Annotated in this window: 14 protein-coding genes; 7 read left to right on the top strand and 7 right to left on the bottom strand. The window is 59.2% G+C overall.

The genetic code is table 11. The features are described 5' to 3' along the window. Nucleotides 1-10 precede the first annotated feature (10 nt). The 3 genes from mscK to L8H52_RS26975 form a co-directional block, all read right to left on the bottom strand. Entirely contained in the window at nucleotides 11-3,364 is a 3,354-nt protein-coding gene (gene mscK / locus L8H52_RS26985) for a mechanosensitive channel MscK (protein WP_242209594.1), read from the bottom strand. Between the two features lie 34 nt (nucleotides 3,365-3,398). After that, entirely contained in the window at nucleotides 3,399-5,141 is a 1,743-nt protein-coding gene (locus tag L8H52_RS26980; RefSeq protein WP_007909521.1) for a potassium/proton antiporter, read from the bottom strand. Between the two features lie 315 nt (nucleotides 5,142-5,456). Beyond that, nucleotides 5,457-7,082: a methyl-accepting chemotaxis protein gene (locus L8H52_RS26975; RefSeq protein WP_242209593.1), complete on the bottom strand. Its 1,626-nt coding sequence runs from the start codon at nucleotides 7,080-7,082 to the stop codon at nucleotides 5,457-5,459. A 278-nt stretch (nucleotides 7,083-7,360) separates the two neighbouring features. Between L8H52_RS26975 and L8H52_RS26970 the strand changes: the two genes are divergently transcribed. From L8H52_RS26970 to L8H52_RS26960, 3 genes are all read left to right on the top strand, one after another. Further along, complete coding sequence (locus tag L8H52_RS26970) at nucleotides 7,361-7,591, top strand: hypothetical protein (protein WP_016987570.1); 231 nt, start codon at nucleotides 7,361-7,363, stop codon at nucleotides 7,589-7,591. Beyond that, nucleotides 7,588-7,890, top strand: a complete 303-nt coding sequence (locus L8H52_RS26965; protein ID WP_127925557.1) for a cell division protein ZapA — start codon at nucleotides 7,588-7,590, stop codon at nucleotides 7,888-7,890. Before L8H52_RS26970 ends, L8H52_RS26965 begins: the two co-directional genes overlap by 4 nt. Nucleotides 7,891-7,989: 99 nt before the next feature. Then, complete coding sequence (locus tag L8H52_RS26960; RefSeq protein WP_242209592.1) at nucleotides 7,990-9,927, top strand: methyl-accepting chemotaxis protein; 1,938 nt, start codon at nucleotides 7,990-7,992, stop codon at nucleotides 9,925-9,927. Nucleotides 9,928-9,980: 53 nt separating this feature from the next. Here the strand turns inward: L8H52_RS26960 and L8H52_RS26955 are convergent, their stop codons facing one another. The 3 genes from L8H52_RS26955 to putA form a co-directional block, all read right to left on the bottom strand. After that, the gene (locus tag L8H52_RS26955) at nucleotides 9,981-10,706 is read right to left on the bottom strand and encodes a hypothetical protein (protein ID WP_242209591.1); all 726 of its coding nucleotides are present in this window, start codon (nucleotides 10,704-10,706) and stop codon (nucleotides 9,981-9,983) included. Nucleotides 10,707-10,871: 165 nt separating this feature from the next. Beyond that, complete coding sequence (locus L8H52_RS26950) at nucleotides 10,872-12,674, bottom strand: acyl-CoA dehydrogenase (RefSeq protein WP_242209590.1); 1,803 nt, start codon at nucleotides 12,672-12,674, stop codon at nucleotides 10,872-10,874. A 257-nt stretch (nucleotides 12,675-12,931) separates the two neighbouring features. Beyond that, nucleotides 12,932-16,885, bottom strand: coding sequence for a trifunctional transcriptional regulator/proline dehydrogenase/L-glutamate gamma-semialdehyde dehydrogenase (putA, locus tag L8H52_RS26945; protein ID WP_242209589.1), 3,954 nt, complete (start codon nucleotides 16,883-16,885; stop codon nucleotides 12,932-12,934). Nucleotides 16,886-17,343: 458 nt separating this feature from the next. On the opposite strand from putA, the gene putP reads away from it, so the two are divergent. The 4 genes from putP (at nucleotide 17,344) to L8H52_RS26925 (ending at nucleotide 22,549) form a co-directional block, all read left to right on the top strand. Further along, a complete protein-coding gene (putP, locus tag L8H52_RS26940) occupies nucleotides 17,344-18,828 on the top strand; it encodes a sodium/proline symporter PutP (protein ID WP_242209588.1) in 1,485 nt (494 codons plus the stop codon). A gap of 352 nt (nucleotides 18,829-19,180) precedes the next feature. Then, nucleotides 19,181-21,196, top strand: coding sequence for a type VI secretion system tip protein VgrG (locus L8H52_RS26935; RefSeq protein WP_242209587.1), 2,016 nt, complete (start codon nucleotides 19,181-19,183; stop codon nucleotides 21,194-21,196). Beyond that, a complete protein-coding gene (locus tag L8H52_RS26930) occupies nucleotides 21,186-21,899 on the top strand; it encodes a DUF4123 domain-containing protein (protein WP_242209586.1) in 714 nt (237 codons plus the stop codon). The genes L8H52_RS26935 and L8H52_RS26930 overlap by 11 nt, the downstream gene beginning before the upstream one ends. 329 nt (nucleotides 21,900-22,228) lie before the next feature. Then, nucleotides 22,229-22,549 (top strand): hypothetical protein, encoded by a 321-nt coding sequence (locus L8H52_RS26925; protein WP_095113464.1) that lies wholly within the window; start codon nucleotides 22,229-22,231, stop codon nucleotides 22,547-22,549. A 122-nt stretch (nucleotides 22,550-22,671) separates the two neighbouring features. Here L8H52_RS26925 and L8H52_RS26920 read toward each other — a convergent pair whose 3' ends face one another. Next, nucleotides 22,672-23,085 carry a hypothetical protein gene (locus L8H52_RS26920; protein WP_242209585.1) on the bottom strand — a complete coding sequence of 138 codons (414 nt, stop codon included), beginning with the start codon at nucleotides 23,083-23,085 and terminating at the stop codon, nucleotides 22,672-22,674. Between the last annotated feature and the right edge of the window lie 128 nt (nucleotides 23,086-23,213).

The following is a 23,213-nucleotide window of genomic DNA, read 5'->3' as shown; positions in this document are numbered from 1 at the left end:
AATAGACCGGTTAGTCGAGTTTGGCCGGCGGCGGCTCTTGCAGCGGTTTCTGATCGTCGGCGACCGGCACGATGGTTTTCGTTTCCGGTTCGATCGGCACCATCTTGTATTCCTGGCCCTGGAGGTTCTTCAGGTAAACCTCCATCTGGCGGAACGAGATGTTGATGTGCTGCTTCTTGAACTCGCGGTTGATGAAGCGGTTGACCTCATCGAGCACGGGGTTACGGTCACCGAGGTCGCGCACGTGCATGCGCAACTCGTGGTCGAGGGTGCTTTCGCCGAAGTTGAGGAAGTACACGTGTGGCTCAGGCTCTTTGAGCACGCGCGGGTTTTCCCGGGCAGCCTTGAGCAGCAGTTCCTTGACCAGATCCAGATCCGAACCGTAGTCGACGCCGAGTTTCAGCGTGACGCGGGTGATGGTGTCGGTCAGCGACCAGTTGATCAATTGCCCGGTGATGAAGGTCTTGTTCGGGACAATTATGTCCTTGCGGTCGAAGTCGGTGATGGTCGTGGCGCGGATGCGGATCTTGCTCACCGTGCCCGACAGGTTGCCGATGGTGATGGTGTCACCGATCCGCACCGGGCGTTCGAAGAGGATCATGATGCCGGAGATGAAGTTCGCAAAAATCTCCTGCATACCGAAACCGAGGCCGACCGACAGCGCCGCCACTAGCCATTGCAACTTGTCCCAGCTGACACCGAGGGTCGACAGGGTCGAGACGAAACCGACGCCGGCGATCACGTACGACAGCAACGTCGTGGTTGCGTAGGCACTGCCCTGGGCGAGATTGAGTTTGGACAGCACGAATACTTCGAGCAGGCCCGGCAAGTTGCGCGCGAGGGCGAAGGTGATGCCGATGATGATCAGCGCGCCGAGCATGTCGCCGATGCTGATCGGCACCATGCTCATGTTGGCGCCGGTGCCGCTGGTGTATTCGTAGAGGGTGATGTTGTCGAGGTACGAGAACACCGAAATCAGGTCCGACCAGACCCAGTACAGCGCGGCGATGAAACCGCCGAGCAAAGCCAGACGAATCAGGCGCAGGGACTGTTCGTTGACCTTTTCGATGTCCAGGGTCGGCTCTTCGATCACCGCTTCACCGTCGCCGGCCTCTTTCGCCGCCTGCCGTTTGGCCAGGGCGCGCTGGTAGGCCAGACGCCGCGCGGCAACACTCAGACCACGGACGAAAGTCGCTTCGATCACCAGCCAGAACATCAGCAGATAAAGCGTGTTGATCAGGCGGTCGCTGAGTTTCAGTGCGGTGTAGTAGTAGCCGAAGCACACGGCGACAAACAGCGCGATCGGCAGCAACGTGAACATCACGCCGACGGCTTTGCGGAACAGCGAGGTGTTCTCGTGGGCCGGGCTGCTGATCAGCAGGCGGCTGAGCAGCCACGCCATCAAGGCGTAGCAGGTCAGCACCACCGGCATGCCGAGCACGTCGTCGGCCAATGCTGCCGGTTGCAGTTCGGCCACGGCGACAATAGTCACCAGCGCCATGACCACCAGACCCAGACGACGGATCCAGCCCTGGAGGAATTCGACCTGCGGCTTCTCCCAGCGGAAATGCAGTTCCGCCACGCCACCCGGCGCCAGAATCCGGTAAGCGGTGTAGAACACCAGCCACGCCTGACCCATTTGCAGCAGCGCCGCGCCCATGTTGGCGTTCTGCCCGCGAGCGTCGATCTGCAATGCCAGACCGCACAAGGCCAGGCCCAACGCGACCGGCATCGCGAGCAGAATATTGATCAGAATCGCCTGCGGCGTGTGCCACTGGCTGTCACGCTTGAAGTGACCGATGTCCTGGTGAACCTTGTTCAGCCTGCCGTACAGACTCTTGCGCCGCCATAACAGCGCGCCGATCAACAGCGCCAGCGGGAGAAACAGCAACGGACGCTGGATCAGGCCGTCGGTCAGCTCACTTAGGCTGGAGGCCCACGGCAGGGTGTCGACCTGACGCTTCAGGCGCTCCGGCACATTGCGCATCCATTCCAGGTCCAGCGGCTTGTTGCTGGGGATCCAGAACATCTGCTCATCGAGGGTCGCGCGCAGGCTTTGCGCGGTGCTCAGCAATTGTTTCTGGTTGAGTTGCAGGGTGATCGACTCGTTGAGCATGGCGCTCAGTTCGCGGTTCAACCGCTCCAGCAGATCGGCGCGGGTGTTGGCCAGATCCAGCAGGTTTTTGCGTAACTGCGGGGTGACCTGCTCCGGCGGCTGCGTGGCCAGCAGGTTGTCGACATAGGCGGCCGGATTACTCAGTTGCTCACGCTGCTGGCTGACGTCGAATTGCCACAGGCGAATGTCGGCGATCTGATCCGCCAGATCGCGGTCGACCTTAAGGCGCGGCAGGGCTTGTTTCTGTTTATAGAGAATCTTCGACAGCAGCAGGCTGCCCTTGAGCACGCTGATCTGCTCGTCCAGCGCGGAATCGCTTTGGGTCAGGCTGTCGAGTTGTTGTTTGGTCTGCAGGTTCTGCTGGGTGACTTCATTGAGGCGGTCAGTGCTTTTCAGCAGGTAGTCGGAGAGCTTGAGGTTCGCCGTACTTTCGATGGCCAGCAGACTGCTGCTCCCGGCCTTCTGCGCTTCGATCGATTGCTGGGTCACGGTTTCCTGTGACTGCGCCAGACGCTTCTGGTTGATCAGGGTTTGCAGTTCCTGGATCTCGCGGTCGAGGCGATCGGACTTCTCCGAGAGCAGGTCATGCTGAGCGTTGCCCAGATCCTGCAACTGGCTGTTGCCGGCCAGCTCCTGACGACGCAGCGGGATCAGCGCATTCAGCGCCGCCAGTTCGGCGTTCAACTGGTCGCGCTGCTCGGCGGTGACGGTTTTACCCGCGTCCTTGCCGGACTTGAGGATGTTGTTGATCTGCTGGATGCGCGTCTGGCTGGCGGAAATCTCTGCCTGAGCACGCTCCGGGCGGGTCTGCGCGGTGATGATCAGGCTGTTGGCGTCGGCGAGGGCTTTTTGCAGGTCACTTTGCTGAGTCGAGCGATCGGTGAGGATCTGCTCCAACTGCTGGATCGACTCTTTGGGGAAGCGCTGGGCCACCGGCACCACGGCCGTAGCCTTGAGGCGGGTCAGTTCGCGGGTGCTTTCAATGGTCTGCTTGGGCGCCGTCGCCAGTTGCTGCTTGAGATCGATCAGCTTCTGCTCGTAATCACGCTGATTGTTCAGCTGATTGAGCGTGTTCTGCAGGACGGTCTGCAGGGTCTTTTTGTCAGCATCCGGCAGTTTGCTGTCGGCCAGTTTGTCGAGGCTGGCCTGCACGGCGTCGCTGGACGGTGGTTCGGCGGCGTACAGCGGGCCGACAGTAAGACTCAGGCCCAGCAGGGCCGCGGCAAAAAAGGAGCGCAGGGTAGGCATAGAGACCGGTCAAGCAAGTGAGAGTGGACGCAGTTTAGAGGAAGAGCCCGGGGCCCGGGCGACTTCCTTCGGGGAATCTGACGCCCACTTTGCCGATCTTGTTCCCGTCCATGACCGCAACCGTCCAGTGGGTGTTGTTCCACTCCACCTGGTCACCGACGATCGGTGCGCCGCCGACTTTGTGCGCGATGAAGGCGCCCAGGGTCATGTCTGGATCGATGCCCTCGGCCGGCAACCCGTAGAGTGCCGCAACCGCTTTAAGCTGGGCGTCTCCTTCGAGCACGAAGTCGCCGAAGAAGCGCAGATCGAGACCGCGTTGCGGCGCCTGGCTGAACAGTTTTCCGAGGGCGCCGAGGTTGTGCTCATGGCCGATAACGCACAGCAAATCATCGACTTCCAGCACCGTACTACCCGACGGATGGAGCAGTTGCTGGCCACGAAACAGGGCCGCGATACGTGTGCCTTCGGGCATTTTCAGCTCGCGCAGGGGCGAACCGATGCACCATTTCTCCGCGCCGAGCTTGTAAACGAACAATTCCCACTCGCTGGTGACGTGGACTTCCAGCGCCGCGCGAGAAATCGGCGCAGGCTCCGGCGGTACGGTCACCTTCAACAGCTTGGCCACCCACGGCAGGCTCGTGCCCTGCACCAGCAGCGACACCAGCACGATGAAGAACGCGAGATTGAAGTACAGCTGCGCATTCGGCAGCCCGGCCATCAGCGGGAACACCGCGAGAATGATCGGTACCGCGCCGCGCAGGCCTACCCAGGAAATAAAGGCTTTCTCGCGGCCATGGAAGGCCTTGAACGGCAGCAGGCCGACCATCACCGACAGCGGCCGCGCAAACAGAATCATCCACAGTGCCAGACCGAGAGCGGGCAGGGCGATCGGCAGCAAATCATGTGGCGTTACCAGCAGACCCAGCACAAGGAACATGCCGATCTGCGCCAGCCATGCCATGCCGTCGAGCATGTGCAAAATGCCGTGACGGCTGCGCACCGGACGGTTACCAATCACCAGACCGCACAGATAAACCGCGAGGAAACCGCTGCCGTGCAAGGCGTTGGTCAAGGCGAATACCACCAGACCGCCGGCAATCACCAGAATCGGATACAGCCCGGCAGCGAGGTTTATGCGATTGACCAGTTGCAGCATCAGCCAGCCACCGCCGAGACCGATCACGCCACCGATGCCGAACTCGCGGATCAGGTGCGTCAACAGGCTCCAGTGCAGGCCGGTCTGGCCGCTGGCGAGCATGTCGATCAGAGTGACAGTGAGAAACACCGCCATCGGGTCGTTGCTGCCGGATTCGATTTCCAGACTGGCGGTGACCCGTTCGTTCAGGCCTTTGCCGCCGAGCAGCGAGAACACCGCCGCGGCGTCGGTCGAACCAACGATGGCGCCGATCAACAGGCCTTGAATCAGATTAAGGTCGAACAGCCAGGCCGCGGCCATGCCGGTCAGCCCGGTGGTGATCAATACACCAACCGTGGCCAGCGACAGTGCCGGCCATAACGCCACGCGGAAACTCGACACCCGCGTGCGCAAGCCGCCGTCGAGGAGGATCACCGCCAGCGCGAGGTTGCCGACCAGATAGGCCGTCGGGTAGTTATCGAAAATGATCCCGCCGCCATCGACCCCGGCGGCCATGCCGACCGCAAGAATAATGACCAGAATCGGGATGCCGAGACGGGAGGAGAGTGAGCTGACGAGAATGCTTGCGCCTACCAGCAACGCGCCGATCAAGAACAGGCTGTTGATGGTCGTCGCATTCAAAGGCAGTACTCCAGAAGCGTAAAGACGGGCACAAACTGACCATGCAGTCTGCGTGCCAGCGATTCTAACCTGTTGAAATGTGATGCTGTCAAAAAGGTTTTTACGCTGGCGTGTTCGGGATTTTGGTTCGGCTGAAGATTGCAGCCCTCACCCTAGCCCTCTCCCGGAGGGAGAGGGGACTGATCGAGGTGTTTGTGCGAAGTACGCCGACCTGAAATTCCGAGTCGAACTCAGACTTTGAAAAGCATGAAGATCTGCTCCCTTCCCCCTCGCCCCTTGGGGGAGAGGGCTGGGGTGAGGGGGTAGCCTTTGATCTTAAAGGCTAAACCGCCCAACCATGTTGTTCAGGTCCAGCGCCAGACGCGACAGCTCATTGCTCGCCGCACTCGTCTGATTCGCCCCGGTCGCCGATTGCACCGACAGGTCGCGGATGTTCACCAGGTTGCGATCCACTTCCCGCGCCACTTGCGCCTGTTCTTCGGCGGCGCTGGCGATCACCAGGTTGCGCTCGTTGATTTCGACGATGGCGGTGTTGATGGTGTCCAGCGACATGCCGGCACCACGGGCGATGTTCAGCGTCGATTCGGCGCGCTCGGTGCTGTTGCGCATCGAATCCACGGCGTGTTCGGTACCGCTCTGAATGCTGCCGATCATCCGCTCGATTTCGCTGGTCGACTGCTGAGTACGATGCGCCAGGGCACGTACTTCGTCTGCCACCACGGCAAAACCACGCCCGGCTTCACCGGCACGCGCCGCTTCAATTGCTGCGTTCAGGGCCAGCAGGTTGGTTTGATCAGCCAGGCCACGAATCACGTCCAGCACCTTGCCGATATCACGGGATTCATTGGCCAGATCGCCGATCAACGACGCAGTGCTCTGCACATCGGCGCTCATGCGTTCGATGGCGCTGACGGTCTCCTGCACCAGATCACGACCATCACCTGCCGAGGTGGTGGCGTTCTTCGAGGCTTCCGAAGTGCTCACGGCGTTGCGCGCGACTTCCTCCACTGCGCTGGTCATCTCGTTGACGGCGGTGGCGGCCTGTTCGATTTCGTTGTTCTGCTGAGTCAGGCCGCGCGCGCTTTCGTCGGTGACACTGTTCAGTTCTTCGGCGGCCGAAGCCAGTTGAGTGGCCGAACCGGAAATGCGCTGCAGGGTGTCACGCAGTTTCGATTGCATCTTGGCCATGGCTGCCAGCAGGCGCCCGGCTTCGTCGCTGCCATCGACGTGAATCGGCTGAGTCAGATTGCCTTCAGCGATGGTTTCCGCAGCGTCCAATGCTTTCGAAATCGGTTTGGTGATGCTGGTGGTCAGCAGCCAGGCGAACAGGAACGTCAGGCCAGTGGCGATCACCAACAGCGTCACGACCAGGTCGAATGCCGAAGAATACTGATCGGCCGCTTGCTGATTGGTCTCACTGATCTGCTCGCCATTGATTTGCATCAGACGGTTGAGCACGGTATTCACCGCTTCGGAGTTGTTCAGCAACTCGGTGTTGAGCAAGGTGCGCAGCTCATCCACCTGATTGTTGCGCGACAGGCTCTTCATGCGGTCTTCGATCTGGCGGTACTGACCGAGCAGTTGCACGTACTGGTCGTACGCTGCACGTTCCGCAGGGCTGCCGATCAGTGGCTCGTAGGCCGATTGAGCCGCGCGAATCTGCTGATTACGCATGTCCAGCAACTCAACGGTTTTCTGTTGCACGTCCGGTTCGCGGTTGACCAGCAAGCGGTACGACAGCACGCGCAGGCGCAGGGTCAGCTGGGTGAACTCGTCGAGGTTTTTGATGCTCGGCACGCTGCTGGAGGAAATGTCCTCGGCGGCGCCGCGGATTTTGCTCATCTGGTTCAGGGCGAACACGCCGAGAATCAGCATCAGGCCGCCGATCAGGGCGAAGCCGGTAAACGCCCGTGGGGCGATATTCATATTGCGAAGGGACATGGGCGGATACCAAGAGAGGGCCGCTTCCATGCGGGCTGAGACTGCGATATGGATGACTTATCGGTCATACGACTAAAGTCTTGAGGCGGTGTGCGTATTTGTCGCATAAGGGCTTGGGCGACGAAGTGCAGGAACCAGATCGGCAGATCACAGTCTTTAAAACTCGCAGGAACGGTCCGCCACCAGGAAAATCAAGGCCTTGCGCCGGTTTAACCCTGGCATCCGTGGTGACTTTTCTTTATCGTACGCGCCCTTTGAAAAACGCTTGGAAGATCAAAATGTTGGAAGCATCCCTCAGCCAATTGGAACAGCTCGTCAGCGACCTGGTGCAACAGAACCAGAGCCTTGCGCAAACCAACCAGACCCTGTCCACGGAACTGGCCCAGGCCAAGGATGAAAACGAAAGCCTGCAACTGAACCTGATGGAGCAGGAAGAAAAACACGGCGCCACCGCTGCCCGCATTCAAGCCTTGGTTGATCGCGTCAACGCAGGTCCTGTCAGCGCATGAACCACCACACAGCAGGGGTAAAAGTCGTCTCCATTCTCGGGGAGGACTATTCGATCAAGGCACCGGCCGGGGAAGAACAGACCCTGCTGGACGCGGCCCTGATGCTCAAGGCTGCGCTGGATGACACCAAGCGCAAATACCCGACACTGATCGGTGACCGCTTGCTGGTGCTGGCGGCGATGAATCTGTGCTCGCAGCAGATCGAAATGAAGAAGCAGCACCAGGAAGAACTCGACCGTTACCAAGAGCAAGTCAGCGCCACGGTCGACACGATTGCCAAGACCATTAACCAGGGTTGATGGAGCTGCGCACAACCAAAGAATAGATTGTCGACTGGGTTGTATACAATCGGCACGGCTGTTGCATTGTTTCGGCCACTTATTCTTTGGGGGTGCTCCATGCAGTTGTGGCGACGCAGTATTCAATGGCAGCTGATTCTCAGCATGGGCACCGCCCTGCTGGTCAGTATCCTGATCGTGGTTGGCATTTATACCCTGGTGGTCAACCGCCTCGCCCAGAGCTATCTGGTCGAACAAGCACTGCCGTCGAGCATTGAAGCGACGCGCAACGATATCGAACGGATCCTCGTGCAACCGCTGACGGCGGCCAAGGACATTGCCAGCAACACCATGGTCCGCGACTGGCTCGCTACTGGCGAAGACAGCAGCAAGACGGCGGGCTTCGCGCAGTATCTGGAAGGCATCCGTGCCGAACATAAAGCTTTCACGGCGTTGATCATCGGCACCGAATCCAATCACTACATCACCGAAAAAGGCCTGGATCGCACCCTCAGTCGCGCCAAACCGGCCGATGCCTGGTTCTACTCATTCCTCGACAGCAATCAGCCGCGCACCCTCAATATCGACAACGACGGGGCCACCGGAGAATTGGCGCTGTTCATTGATTTGAAGGTCGAGCAGGCCGGCAAAGTGGTCGGCGTGGCCGGGCTCGGTTTGAGCATGAAAGAGTTGTCGGAGCTGATCCACAACTTCAGTTTTGGCGAGCGCGGCAAGGTCTATCTCGTGCGTTCCGACGGTTTGATCCAGGTGCATCCCGAGGCGCAATTCAGTGGTAAACGCACGCTAACGGAGCAGATTGGCGCCTCCGCTGCTCAAGCCGTCATGGGTCAAAAAAATGCTGTGAGCAGCAGCTTCCAAAGAGATGGCGAAGACTTTCTCGCCTTCAGTCTGCCTTTGCGCGATCTGGGCTGGACGCTAGTGGCCGAAGTGCCGCAATCACAGATCTACGCCGAAGCCCGTAAAGCGATGTGGATGAGCGGCGGTATCGGTCTGGCGGTGGCACTGGTGTGCCTCGCGTTGGTGGTGTGGCTGGCGCAAGGTCTGGTGCGGCCGATTCGCCAAGTAACAGCCGCGCTGGTAGCAATCGGTAGCGGTGGTGGAGATTTGACCCACCGGTTAGATTCCAGCCGTGCCGATGAACTGGGCGACCTCGCTCGCGGCTTCAATCGTTTCCTCGACAGCCAGCGCGGGATGATCGGCGAAGTACTGACCACCAGCGAGCGCCTGCGTACGGCCGTGGGGCAGGTGGCGAAGGTAGTGGAAAACACCGCTGAGCGCTCTGGCCGTCAGCAGGAAATGACTGACATGGTTGCCACTGCCGTTCACGAGATGGGCCTGACCGTGCAAGAAATTGCGCAGAACGCCGGTAATGCGGCGCTGGCCTCGCAAACCGCGCGGGATGAGGCGATGCAGGCGCGGGAAGTGGTCGGCGGCTCGATCAAGCATATTGAAAGCATGTCCGATGAGATTGGTGTGGCGGCGGGTGCGGTCGGCGAGCTGGCGCATCAGGTGGCTTCGATCGATTCTGTATTGGCGGTGATTCGTGGTGTGTCCGAGCAGACCAATCTGTTGGCGCTCAATGCCGCCATCGAGGCGGCCCGAGCCGGGGATATGGGGCGTGGCTTTGCGGTTGTTGCTGATGAAGTGCGTACTTTGGCGCGCAGGACGCAGGCCTCCACCGACGAAATCCAGCAGATGATCGGCAGCCTCAAGCAAGGCGCGGAAAACGCTGTGTCGTCGATGCGCACCGGTCAGGCCGCAACCGGCACCGGGGTTGAGTCGAGCCAGCGCACCGGGGCGTCGTTGACGGCGATAACCGGCCAGGTCGAGCGCATCAGTGACATGAACCATCAGGTGGCGACGGCGACGGAAGAGCAGTCGGCGGTGACGGAAGAGATCAACCGCAATGTGCAGGGGATTTCTGATTTGGCGCGGGCGACGGCGGGGGAGGTTCGGGCCTGTCGTGAAGACTGCCAGATGCTGCAGAAACTGGCGGATGATCTGGCGCGGCAGATGGGTGGGTTCCGATTGAATTGATAACGTTGGCTTTTTCAGTTCGACGCGCCGGTTGAGGCGCGTCGGGCGAATTACTACTCAGCTTTGATCAGGCGGAGTTCTCTACCGTAAAAGTCGACTCCGCCAAAGGTAAGCAAGTAGTAAACCTGTTTCTCCTTGACCAGCCACTCGGCTGACTCATCAACGTAAAGATCGTCTGACGCCAATGTTCTGAACATGTCGTCGTTGTTGAAAGCCTTGGAATTGGTATAGGTCTTGTAAGGGGTCACAATTTCATTGCTGTAAAGATCGTTGGCTAACTTGGTGTAGATTTTTTTGCTGATGCGCTCTTGGCTGCCCTCATCTTTCACGTTGTCATTGACTCTGGCCGCCATGAAAAACTGATATTCGTTGAGCATGACATAGGGGTCGATTAACGATTCTGAGGTGTCATTAAGCAATGGAGTGCCGTACACCGTAGCATTCCATTGATTGTCTTGCATGTGGGTAAAGTCCTTGTAGGTGACACGATGTGTCGATAAATAGTGATCGCCCACAGAAGTCACTTCAAACATTGCCGTTGCGGTAGTTTTAGTATCAAGTTCGTTATCGCCTGGAGTCATTACGATACTGATCCGGGTCTTTTCATCCGACAATCGTTGATGATTTTTGCTGATGACAGTGGATACGGTTGAATCCTTGTTCGTCCAGACCGTACCGTTGCGCAGGGACGTGGCTGAGGTGGAAGCGAGAATGCAGTAGTCCTCGGTCACAACCCCCGAAAGCTTGATGAATCGTTCTTCGATTGTTTTGCTGCTCATGATGTCTGACTCGCTCGGAGTGGAAGGTGTACTTCAAATCCATACTTGCCGGGCAAACTGCATGTCAGGCGAGAACAGCCTATCGCCAGCTCCTGATTTGCACACCTGTAAAACCTGACAGGTGTGCAAATGTTTTAAGTGTGAGTGGGTAACTCAACGGCTCGATCAGAACCACGCATCCTGCATCGCCAGACACGTATCATCCCGCGCCTCCAGCAACGCCAGTTCATGGTGGCAACCCGGCACTTCCCACGTCAGGAAATACCGCGCGGCCTGCAACTTGCCTTTATAGAAGTCAGCATCCGCCGCGTTACCCTTGGCCAACCCTTCCTCGGCACGAATCGCCTGCTCCAGCCAGCGCCAGCCAATCACCGTGTGGCCGAAGACCTTCAGGTACAACGCCGAATTCGCCAGGCTGGTGTTGACCTTGCCCTGTGCCAGATCGGTCAGCAGGCCGATGGTCACCGTTTGCAGGCGCGCCACCAGTTTCTCTAAAGGCTCACGCAGTGCGGTCAGCGATTCGTACGCTGTCGCGCGTTCAGCGGTGGTGGCGATCAACCGGATCAGTTGTTTCAACCCGGCACCACCGTTCTGCGCCAATTTGCGCCCGAGCAAGTCCAGCGATTGAATGCCGTGGGTGCCTTCGTGAATCGGATTCAAGCGGTTATCGCGGTAGTACTGCTCCACCGGGTACTCGCGGGTGTAGCCATGGCCGCCGAGAATCTGGATCGCCAGTTCGTTGGCCTTCAGGCAGAACTCCGACGGCCAGGATTTGACGATCGGCGTCAGCAGATCCAGCAACTCATGCGCCTGTTTACGTTCGACTTCGGTCGCAAGCGTCGTGGTGTCATCGAACAAACGCGCCGCGTACAAGCCGAGATCAAATGCGCCTTCAACGTAGGATTTCTGCGTCAACAGCATGCGTCTGACGTCCGCGTGCTGAATGATCGCCACTGGTGCCGTAGTCGGATCCTTGCTGTCCGGCACGCGCCCCTGCGGCCGCTCGCGGCCGTACTCCAGCGAATACAAGTAGCCGGCATAACCGAGCATCACTGCGCCCATGCCGACGCCGATCCGCGCTTCGTTCATCATCTGGAACATGTAACTCAGACCGCGATGCGGCTCGCCTACCAGATAGCCGACACACTCACCGTTATCGCCGAAGTTCAGCGCCGTGGAGGTGGTGCCGCGCCAGCCCATCTTGTGGAACAGCCCGGCCAGCAGCACGTCATTGCGTGGGCCGAGGCTGCCGTCATCGTTGACCAGAAACTTCGGCACGATAAACAGCGAAATGCCTTTTACGCCCGCCGGTGCGTCCGGCAGTTTGGCCAGGACCATGTGCACGATGTTTTCCGAGAGCGGGTGATCGCCGCCGGAAATGAAGATCTTGTTGCCCTTCAGGCGATAAGTGCCGTCGGACGCGGGCTCGGCGCGCGTACGAATATCCGACAGCGACGAACCGGCGTGCGGCTCGGTCAGCGCCATGGTGCCGAAGAAGCGGCCGTCGATCATCGGTTGCAGGAAGCGTTGTTTCTGCTCGTCCGTGCCAAAGCTCTCAATCAGATTCGCCGCGCCCATGGTCAGGAACGGGTAGGACGTCGAAGCCGCGTTGGCTGACTGGAAATGCGCGAAGCAGGCTTGCGACAGCAATGTAGGCAATTGCATGCCGCCAGCGTCGAAACTTCTCGCAGCGTTGAGGAACCCAGCCTCGAGGAAGGCATCCACCGCCGGCTTCACTTCCGGAATCAGAATCGCCTGACCGTCTTCATAGCGCGGCTCGTTCTCGTCGCCCTTGCGGTTGTGCGGTGCGAAGTATTTCTCGGCAATGTTGCGCGCGGTGCCGATGGCGGCGTCGAAGGTCTCGCGATTGTGCTCGGCAAAGCGCTCACGCCGGGTCAGGCCCTCGGCATCAAGGACTTCGTACAGCTCGAAAGCCAGATTGCGGGAACTGAGCAGCGTCTCGGACATGGCGGCTTACCTGAAATTGGGTTGGGCCGAGTCTAGGCGTGCTGATAAAGGCTGAACAGGATGATTGATAAGCGTGATGTTGGAGCCGCGCAACAACTTTGCAAACACCACAAACCACTGTGGGAGCGAGCTTGCTCGCGAAGAGGTCGGCACATTCAACAGATGAGTTGACTGGCAAACCGCTTTCGCGAGCAAGCTCGCTCCCACAGGGACTGTTGCTATGCCGGGCACCTATGCAGGTGCCCGGTTTATCGGTATTAGCCGATGGTCATCAAGCTCGCATTACCACCCGCCGCCGCAGTGTTAACGCTCAGCGCGCGCTCGATCACCAGACGCTCCAGGGCAATGTTGGTCTCGCCCTGGGACAAGCCCTGAACCCCAACAATCGCGCCGGCACGCTTGGCAATCTGCTGGCAAACGCCGCGCAACTGGTCGGAATGGCCGTGATGCAGAACCGCATCAAACACCACCTCGTCTTTATTCCAGTCGGCAACCAGCTTGATCCGCGCCTGAATGTCCTTCGGCAGGCGTGCGAACAAGGCCTTGCTGATGTCGGACTCCGGCCATACCGCCGAACCGCCTACGGCCAATACCGCAGCCAGTTGCGTCAGCAGATCACCTTCAACCTCGGCCAGGCACAGCACGTGCTCGCGCGGCAGAATCGCATAGCTGTTTTTCTCGCCGGTCGGGCCGGCCAGCATGCGGGTGATGCCGCTCTGCGATTGCGCAGCGTACTGCATGCACAGGGTGCTCAGGTCGGCGTACTTGTTGCTTTCAGCCCAGGCTTTCAGCGCGTTCAGTGGTTTGCTCATGACATCGCGCAGACGAACATCCGGGGCCACGGCAGCATCACCGCGAGCGAAGGATTGTTCGATGGCGTCAGTAGGACGGGTCGCCAGCAAACGGTACAGATACAACGGACCACCGGCTTTCGGGCCAGTGCCCGACAGGCCTTCGCCGCCGAACGGCTGTACGCCAACCACGGCACCCACGATGTTGCGGTTAACGTAGACGTTACCGGCGTTGACGTTGTCGATCACCTTGGCGATGGTCTCGTCGATCCGCGTGTGCACACCCAGCGTCAGGCCATAACCGGAAGCGTTGATCTGAGCGATCAGTTGATCGATCTCTTTACGCTTGTAGCGCACCACGTGCAGCACCGGGCCGAAGATCTCGCGTTGCAGCTCGTCGAAGCTTTCCAGCTCGATCAGGGTCGGCATGACGAAGGTGCCGCGTTTGACTTCTTCCGTGTCGGCAATCGCCACCTGGTACACGTTGCGACCTTTGTCGCGCATGCCCTGGATATGCTTGTCGATGCCAGCCTTGGCTTCGGCGTCGATCACCGGGCCGATGTCCACGGACAGGCGCTCCGGGTTGCCGAGACGGCTTTCCGCCATGGCACCTTTGAGCATTTCGATGACGCGATCGGCGGAATCTTCCTGCAGGCACAGTACGCGCAGTGCCGAGCAACGCTGACCGGCGCTGTCGAAGGCCGACGAAACTACGTCGATCACGACTTGTTCGGTCAGAGCCGAGGAGTCGACGATCATCGCGTTCTGGCCACCGGTTTCGGCGATCAGTGGAATCGGACGACCTTGGTTGTCGAGACGACCGGCAATGTTGCGTTGCAACAGGCGCGCAACTTCGGTGGAACCGGTGAACATCACGCCTTTGACGCGCTCATCGCCGACCAGACCGGCGCCGACGGTTTCACCGCGACCCGGCAGCAGTTGCAGCACGCCTTGCGGAATCCCGGCTTCGAGCAGCAAGCGCACGGCCTGAGCGGCAACCAGCGGAGTCTGCTCAGCCGGTTTGGCCAGTACCGGGTTACCGGCAGCCAATGCCGCAGCGACTTGGCCGCTGAAGATCGCCAGCGGGAAATTCCATGGGCTGATGCATACAACTGGGCCCAATGGACGATGGGCGTCGTTGCTGAAATCGTTGCGCGCCTGCACTGCGTAGTAACGCAGGAAGTCGACCGCTTCGCGGACTTCGGCGATGGCGTTGGCGTAGGTCTTGCCGGCTTCACGAGCCAACAGGCCCATCAGTGGCTGAATCTCGCCTTCCATCAAGTCAGCGGCACGTTCCAGAATCGCCGCACGTTCGGCCGGCGGGGTGGCCTGCCAGATCGGTGCGGCGTTCAGTGCGCACTGGATAGCGTTGTCGACGTCTTCGACAGTAGCTTCCTGAACATGACCGACCACATCGCGGTGATCCGACGGGTTCAGCACTGGCGCAGGGGTTTCGTTGCTCGAAGCGCAACCGAGCATCGGCGCGGCTTTCCAGTCGGTGTGCGCAGTGGCGAGCAAGGCGCAGGACAGCGAAGCCAGACGATGTTCGTTGGCCATGTCGATGCCGCTGGAGTTGGCACGTTCTGCACCGTACAGGTCACGCGGCAACGGAATACGCGGGTGCGGCAGGCCGAAACCACCTTCCACGGTCGCCATCTGCTCGATCTGCGCCACCGGATCGGCTACCAGTTCCTGAATCGAAATCGACTGGTCGGCGATGCGGTTGACGAACGAGGTGTTCGCCCCGTTTTCCAGCAAGCGACGTACGAGGTACGCCAGCAGCGTTTCGTGAGTGCCGACCGGAGCGTACACGCGGCACGGACGGTTCAGCTTGCCTTCGGAAACTTTGCCTACAACCTGTTCGTAGAGCGGTTCACCCATGCCGTGCAGGCACTGGAATTCGTACTGGCCCGGGTAATAGTTCTGACCGGCGATGTGATAAATGGCCGACAGGGTGTGGGCGTTGTGCGTGGCGAACTGCGGGTAGATGACTTCCGGCACCGACAGCAGTTTGCGTGCGCAAGCGATGTAGGAAACGTCGGTGTACACCTTGCGGGTGTAGACCGGATAGCCTTCCAGGCCTTCGACCTGGGCGCGCTTGATTTCGCTGTCCCAGTACGCGCCTTTTACCAGACGGATCATCAAGCGATGACGGCTGCGACGGGCCAGATCGATCACGTAGTCGATCACGTACGGGCAACGCTTCTGGTAAGCCTGGATGACGAAACCGATGCCGTTCCAGCCAGTCAGTTGCGGCTCGAAACACAGGCGCTCGAGCAGATCCAGCGACAGTTCGAGACGGTCGGCTTCTTCGGCGTCGATGTTCAGGCCGATGTCGTATTGCTTGGCCAGCAGGGTAAGCGACAGCAGGCGCGGGTACAGCTCGTCCATCACACGCTCGTACTGTGCACGGCTGTAACGCGGGTGCAGTGCCGACAGCTTGATCGAGATGCCCGGGCCTTCATAAATCCCACGACCGTGGGAGGCTTTGCCGATCGAGTGGATCGCTTGTTCGTACGATGCCAGGTATTTCTGCGCGTCGTGTTCGGTCAGCGCCGCTTCACCGAGCATGTCGTAGGAATAACGGAAGCCCTTGGCTTCGAACTTGCTCGCGTTGGCCAAGGCTTCGGCGATGGTTTCGCCGGTGACGAACTGCTCACCCATCAGACGCATGGCCATGTCGACGCCCTTGCGGATCATCGGCTCGCCGCTCTTGCCGATGATGCGGCTCAGCGACGAAGTCAGGCCGGCTTCGTTGTGGGTGGACACAAGCTTGCCGGTCAGCAGCAAGCCCCAGGTTGCGGCGTTGACGAACAGCGAAGGGCTGTTGCCCAAATGCGGATGCCAGTTGCCGGTGCTGATCTTGTCGCGGATCAGTGCGTCGCGAGTGCCCTTGTCCGGGATGCGCAGCAGCGCTTCGGCCAGGCACATCAGCGCTACGCCTTCCTGGGAAGACAGGGAAAATTCCTGCAGCAGACCCTGAACAATGCCTGCACGACCGCCGGCACTTTTCTGGTTACGCAGTTTTTCCGCGATGGAAGCGGCGAGTTTGTTGGTGGCTTCCGCCATGGCGACCGGCAGGCGAGCCTGCTCGATCAGCATCGGCACGACTTCCGGCTCAGGGCGACGGTAAGCGGCAGTGATCGAAGCGCGCAGAACGGATTGCGGGAGGATGCTTTCGGCGAATTCGAGGAAGCATTGGTGGGCGTGATCGGTGTGCACTTCGCCCGCCTCATCGGCGTCCTTGGCGGTCAAACCGTTCAGCTCGGTCAGGGTTGCACCACCCTCGAGTTTTTCCAGGTAATTGAAAATTGCCTGCTTGATCAGCCAGTGCGGCGTGCGATCAATCGAGGTTGCGGCGGCCTTCAGGCGTTCGCGGGTCGGGTCATCGAGTTTGACCCCAAGGGTGGTGGTAGCCATATTTTTATCCTCATGGTTGCCACAGTTGCGTGGCATCAGCTGGCGGCAAGATTAGCCGTGCGCCGAAAGAGGTGCAACCGGGTGCAACCCTTTTTTTGTAGGAATAACAGGCAGCTCGTCAGGAATTATTTTCTGGTACGAAAGTGCTGCTCCTGCTTGGTGCTTTTGCTTCTAGCAAAGGGTCGTGACTGCCACAAAAGGGAGCAAAAACGGAGTGATTGTCGATAAATCCGACTAGGTGCAACTAATTCTCACGAAACTGGTTGCACCTTATTTGATTTGTTGCATAGCATTCGCGCCCTAGGTGCAACCGGGAATAACCCGGTGTACCGGCTGATGGCTTTCCTGGGGAAACATCAGTCCTGAATGCGCGGGATCCCGGATCGTCTGCCAAACGTCGTCGTTTGCGTGCGGTTCACCACCGCCGCTACATAAAAACAAAGCCAGGGCGTAACTCAATGAGCGTAAGCAATCCAACCCTGATCACGTTCGTGATCTACATCGCAGCAATGGTGCTGATCGGCTTGATGGCCTATCGCTCCACCAACAACCTTTCTGACTATATTCTCGGTGGTCGCAGCCTCGGCAGCGTCGTCACCGCGCTGTCTGCCGGTGCCTCCGACATGAGCGGCTGGTTGTTGATGGGCCTGCCGGGCGCCATCTACATGTCCGGTCTGTCCGAAAGCTGGATCGCCATCGGTCTGATCATCGGTGCCTACCTGAACTGGCTGTTCGTTGCCGGCCGTCTGCGCGTGCAGACCGAGCACAACGGCGACGCCCTGACCCTGCCGGACTACTTCGCCAGCCGTTTTGAAGACAAAAGCGGTCTGCTGCGGATCATCTCGGCGATCGTGATTCTGGTGTTCTTCACCATCTACTGCGCTTCCGGCATTGTCGCCGGTGCCCGTCTGTTCGAAAGCACCTTCGGCATGTCCTACGAGACCGCGCTGTGGGCCGGTGCTGCGGCGACAATTGCCTACACCTTTATCGGTGGTTTCCTGGCCGTGAGCTGGACCGACACCGTACAAGCCACGCTGATGATTTTCGCGCTGATCCTTACGCCGATCATCGTGCTGCTGGCCACCGGCGGCGTCGACACCACGTTCCTGGCGATCGAAGCACAAGATCCAAGCAACTTCGACATGCTTAAAGGCACTACCTTCATCGGCATCATCTCGCTGATGGGCTGGGGCCTGGGCTACTTCGGTCAGCCGCACATCCTCGCGCGTTTCATGGCTGCGGATTCGGTGAAATCGATCGCCAAGGCGCGTCGCATTTCCATGACCTGGATGATCCTGTGCCTGGGCGGCACCGTGGCGGTGGGCTTCTTCGGTATTGCCTACTTCTCGGCGCACCCGGAACTGGCCGGCCCTGTCACCGAGAACCACGAGCGCGTGTTCATCGAACTGGCCAAGATCCTCTTCAACCCTTGGATTGCCGGTGTACTGCTGTCGGCCATTCTGGCTGCGGTGATGAGCACCCTGAGCTGCCAGTTGCTGGTGTGCTCGAGCGCCCTGACCGAAGACTTCTACAAAACCTTCCTGCGTAAATCCGCTTCCCAGGTTGAACTGGTGTGGGTCGGCCGCGCGATGGTGCTGCTGGTTGCCCTGATCGCGATCGGTCTGGCCGCCAACCCGGAAAACCGCGTACTTGGCCTGGTGTCCTACGCCTGGGCCGGTTTCGGTGCCGCGTTCGGTCCGGTTGTGCTGATCTCGGTGGTCTGGAAAGGCATGACCCGCGACGGCGCACTGGCCGGTATCCTGGTCGGCGCGATCACCGTGGTGGTCTGGAAGCATTTCGAACTGCTGGGTCTGTACGAAATCATCCCGGGCTTTATCTTCGCCAGCCTGGCTATCCTGGTCGTCAGCAAGCTCGGCACGCCGACTGCTGGCATGGTGCAGCGCTTCGAAGCGGCGGAAAAAGATTTCCACCTGAACAAGTAATGCCCTGAGCTTCGGCTCACCCGAAAACGGCCCGTTTCCTACAGGAGACGGGCCGTTTTTTTGTGCCCATGATTTCTCGAATCCTGTGGAGATCCAATGTGGGAGCGAGCCTGCTCGCGAATGCGGTGTGTCAGGCGATGTTGATGTCGACTGACACTACGTCTTCGCGAGCAGGCTCGCTCCCACAGGGTTCGGCGGTTGTTTTGGAGATTTGTCTGTAGTTGAAGGCGCCGCTTTTTGCAGGGGCTTTCAGCAATGAAAGTAGGGCAAATCTGATTTTTCCGTCACCCACTCATCACCCCTTGCCCCTCATGCAGAATCGCCCGCCCTTCATTTTGCAGAGAGACATCGGATGTTCGCGCCTGCCAATCAACCGCGTTTCACGTTGACCCTCGAAGGCGCCCAGCATGACCTCAAGGTCCTTGAGTTCACGGGCAAGGAAGCCATCAGCCAACCCTTTCGTTTCGAGTTGGAACTGGTCAGTGAGCGACCGGATCTGGACCTCGAAAGCCTGCTGCACTGTCAGGCGTTTCTGCGCTTTGATGCGGACGGTTCCGGCGTTCACGGTCAGATTTATCAGGTCGGGCAGGGCGATTCCGGGAAACGTCTGACGCGCTATCACCTGAGTCTCGTCCCGCGTCTGACGTATCTGGGGCACCGCATCAATCAGCGGATTTTCCAGCATCAGAGCGTGCCGCAAATTATTGCGCAGGTGCTTAAGGATCACGCGATCCTTCGTGATGCGTTCGAGTTTCGGTTAGGCAGCGAATACCCGGTTCGTGAGTATTGCGTGCAGTACGCCGAAAGCGATCTGGCGTTCATCCAGCGCCTGTGTGCCGAAGTCGGTATTCATTACCACTTTCAACACAACCCCGACGCGCACGTATTGGTGTTCGGTGATGATCAGACGGTGTTTCCCAAACTGGCCACGCCGACCCTTTATCTGCCGGGCAGTGGCATGTCTGCCGGCACCCCGGCGGTTCAGCGTTTCAACGTTCGTGTGGAAACCCGCACCAGCGTGGTTACCCGGCGCGACTACAACTTTGAAAAACCCCGCCTGCACCTGCAAAGTCGTGTCGACGGTGAGCAGCGCCCGGTGCTGGAGGACTATCACTTCCCTGGCCAATTCAATGATCGGGACACCGGTAAGCATCTCGCTCAGCGGGCACTTGAGCGGCATGTCGCCGATTACCGTCAGTCCGAGGGCATCAGCGACGAATCCGCACTGGTTTGCGGACATTTCCTGCAACTGAGCGAGCATCCGCGTCACGACTGGAATGACCTGTGGCTGCTGACCGCCGTTGAACACCATGGCCGCCAGCCGCAAGTGCTGGAGGAATCCGTGACCAGCGATGGCGAAGCTTTCCAGGGTTACCGTAATACCTTTCTCGCGACGCCGTGGGACGTGTTCTTCCGCCCGGCGCTGGGGCCGGAGAAGCCGCGCATGCTCGGCTATCAACCGGCGGTTGTAACCGGGCCGAAAGATACGGAAATCCACTGCGACGAGTATGGCCGGGTCAAGGTGCAACTGGCCTGGGATCGCGACGGTGAATTGAATGAGCATTCCAGTTGCTGGCTGCGCGTTGCCAGCGGTTGGGCCCATGACCGTTACGGCAGTGTGTTGATTCCGCGAGTCGGCATGGAGGTGCTGGTCGGTTTCATCGATGCCGACGCCGACAAACCTTTGGTCGTGGGCTGCCTGCCCAACGCCGCGACGCCGATTCCGCTGGATCTGCCGGCGGACAAGACTCGTAGCATTTTCCGCAGTCAGAGCAGCCCCGGCGGTGGCGGCTACAACGAACTGCGCATCGAGGACAAGAAAGGCGCTGAGGAAATCTATCTGCGCGCCCAGCGCAACTGGACGCAGCATGTGTTGAACGATCAACAGGTGCAGGTTGATAACCAGCGCAGCATCGTCGTCACCGGCACCGCGCGGCATGAGTTGAAGGCTGATGAACAGCGCATCACCCACGGCCAGCGCCAGACCGAAGTGAAGCAGGACGATCATCTGAGCGTGACCGGCGACCGTCATGTTCGCGTGAGTAATCAGGCGATCAGCGCCAGTGGGCAATTCCACGTCAGCGCCGGGCAGCAAGTGGTCATCGACGGCGGCGCGAGTGCGACGATTCAGGCTGGCGGGCAATGGATCAACATCGGCCCCGGCGGCATTTTCAGCAGTGTGCCGATTGTTGTAGGTGGTGCGCCGATGGCAGCGATGAGTGCCGCGCCGGTTGTACCGGGATTGCCGGAGAAACTCGTCGCCGCGCCGGCTGCCATGCTCAGCGCCGCACAAATCATGAGTTTCAAGGGGGATGCGCCATTCTGCGAAGAGTGCGAGCGTTGCAAGGACGGTCTCTGTGCAGCCTGATTTTCTTGTGCCTGCCGATTGGTTGGCGCGCGAACCTTTGAAAGCATCCGAGCAATTGTTCGCAGTGTTCAGCAATGCCAGTGCGGCGAAACCGCTTGAGGCCTGGCCAGACATGGCGAGTCCGATCTGGGCCGGGACGATCTATGCCGAGTGGGAGGCGGTGATGCCTTACGTGGGAATTGTCGCCGCCGACAGTGAGTTTTTGCATTGGGTCGCCACTACCGAGTCGCGGGATTGGGGTTGGCTGGCGGTATCGTCGGCAAGCCTTGAAGAGGTGGTGGCGCACTTTCGCAGTCTGACGCAGGTGTTGATGCCGGACGGCAAAACGGTGTTTTTTCGATTCTGGGACGGACGGTTTCTGTTGCCGATTTTGCAGGCTGGTGAGGTGGGCGCGGCGCAGCTGTTTCCTCTGATCGGGCGTTGTTTGATTAATGGTCAGGCGCTGGAAATTGGTGGCAGGGCGCAGGTTTCGGGGCGGGTATTTCCGTGGTGGAAGGTGCCGGAATCGGTGCTGGCGCAGCAGGGCAATGACGTTCGAACAGCCAATGCGTTGCAGTGGTTGAGCGAAGAATATCCGACCCTTTTCGAGGCGTTTTCCGAGGTGGTTTTGCGTTGCAAGGTGAGGCGGTTTTTTCAGGTTTCAGTGTCGGAAGAATCGTCGCAATCGGCGTTGCTGGCGTTTTTGCTGGCAGAGTCGGAGTGAGTTTTCGGGGCGAAGGTTTCGGACGATTCCTTCGAGATGCGGCGGTTTTCATGAACTGGTGGGCGATGGGTTGCAGGGATAGTCTTTTCGTTGTCACTGCGAGAGCGGTGACAGGGTGTAGGAGCCCTCTACCTATGGTGTATCAGCGCTGTTGTTTGAATTGCGGCACGTAACTTGTGTGAGCAATGTCGTCAGCGGCGGCTGTGTGCGGGACACGCTTCGGCGTGGCCGAATTCCATGGGTCGGTTTCCTACTCCCGTGCACGGCTGCCACCCAATCCCGTAGGAAGGAATGCGGCAGTTCACTTTTACACTCTATGGAAGATAGAAATGACGACAATACGAACGGCTCCACCCTACGAAAAAATCATCCCCCATCCCGACAACCGCTTCATGGCGCTGACCGGTAATTGCAGCGACATGCCGACCCTGTTCATCGACACCCACGTGCCCCTCGACATCCTTATGGACGCCGCCAACCATCGCCTGCGCGCCGTGATCCAGGTGCTGGAAAACATGTGCATGCGCGGCTCGGTCGAATGCGACTCCGTCATCCTCAGCGACTTCGCCCAGCTCTGCGTGATCCCCTTGCGCGACGGCTGTGATGTGCTGGATGTCATTGGCAGGCGCCTGCGCAGCATGCCTGCCTGAAAAAGATCAAAAGACCGTCCGAACGCGGCCCGAGCCTTCGGCAGCTCCTACTCGAGATTGGTGTTCACCCTGTTGGAGCTGCCGAAGGCAGCGATCTTTTGACGTTGGTCGATATAAACGCGTCAGTCGGAAATGTACGCGTCCTGAGTGTTGATAAAGCTGTTGAAGGCCTCGGAGTTGTAGACCTTCAGGCACGCAAGGAACACTACTTTTTCATTCGAGTATTTGCTGTTGGAAGGTGTCCGCTCGTAAGCCGTTAATACGTAGTTTCGGGTTTCTTTATAAGGATCGTGCAGCACCTTCAGCGTGTCTTCATTTTGCAGAATGGTATGCATGCCTTTGCCCATGAACGAATAGGCATTGGCGGATAGTGCGATGTCTTTTTCCAGCGCGGAGCGCTCGTTGAATGGCTTCAGAATGCAGTGGCTCAGGCCGTAATTCTTTAGTGTCTGGCGTGCCTGTTCAATGTGGGTTTCGTCGGCAAAGGCGAGGTATGGGCTAAGCAGGCTGAATAAGCAGATGATCAGATATCGCATGAGTTTTTGACTTCCTGTCGCTTATGTTTTGCCAGTGTAATGCCATAAAAGCAAAGCCCCTCACCCTAACCCTCTCCCAGAGGGAGAGGGGACTGGCCGAGTTGTCTGGGGGATGTGCGCCGACTTGC

It is taken from the genome of Pseudomonas sp. CROZ-RG-20F-R04-15 (assembly GCF_022662375.1).
Lineage (GTDB): Bacteria > Pseudomonadota > Gammaproteobacteria > Pseudomonadales > Pseudomonadaceae > Aquipseudomonas.
The sequence above is the reverse complement of the archived record's forward strand: the minus strand, read 5'-3'. Positions and strand labels throughout refer to the sequence as shown.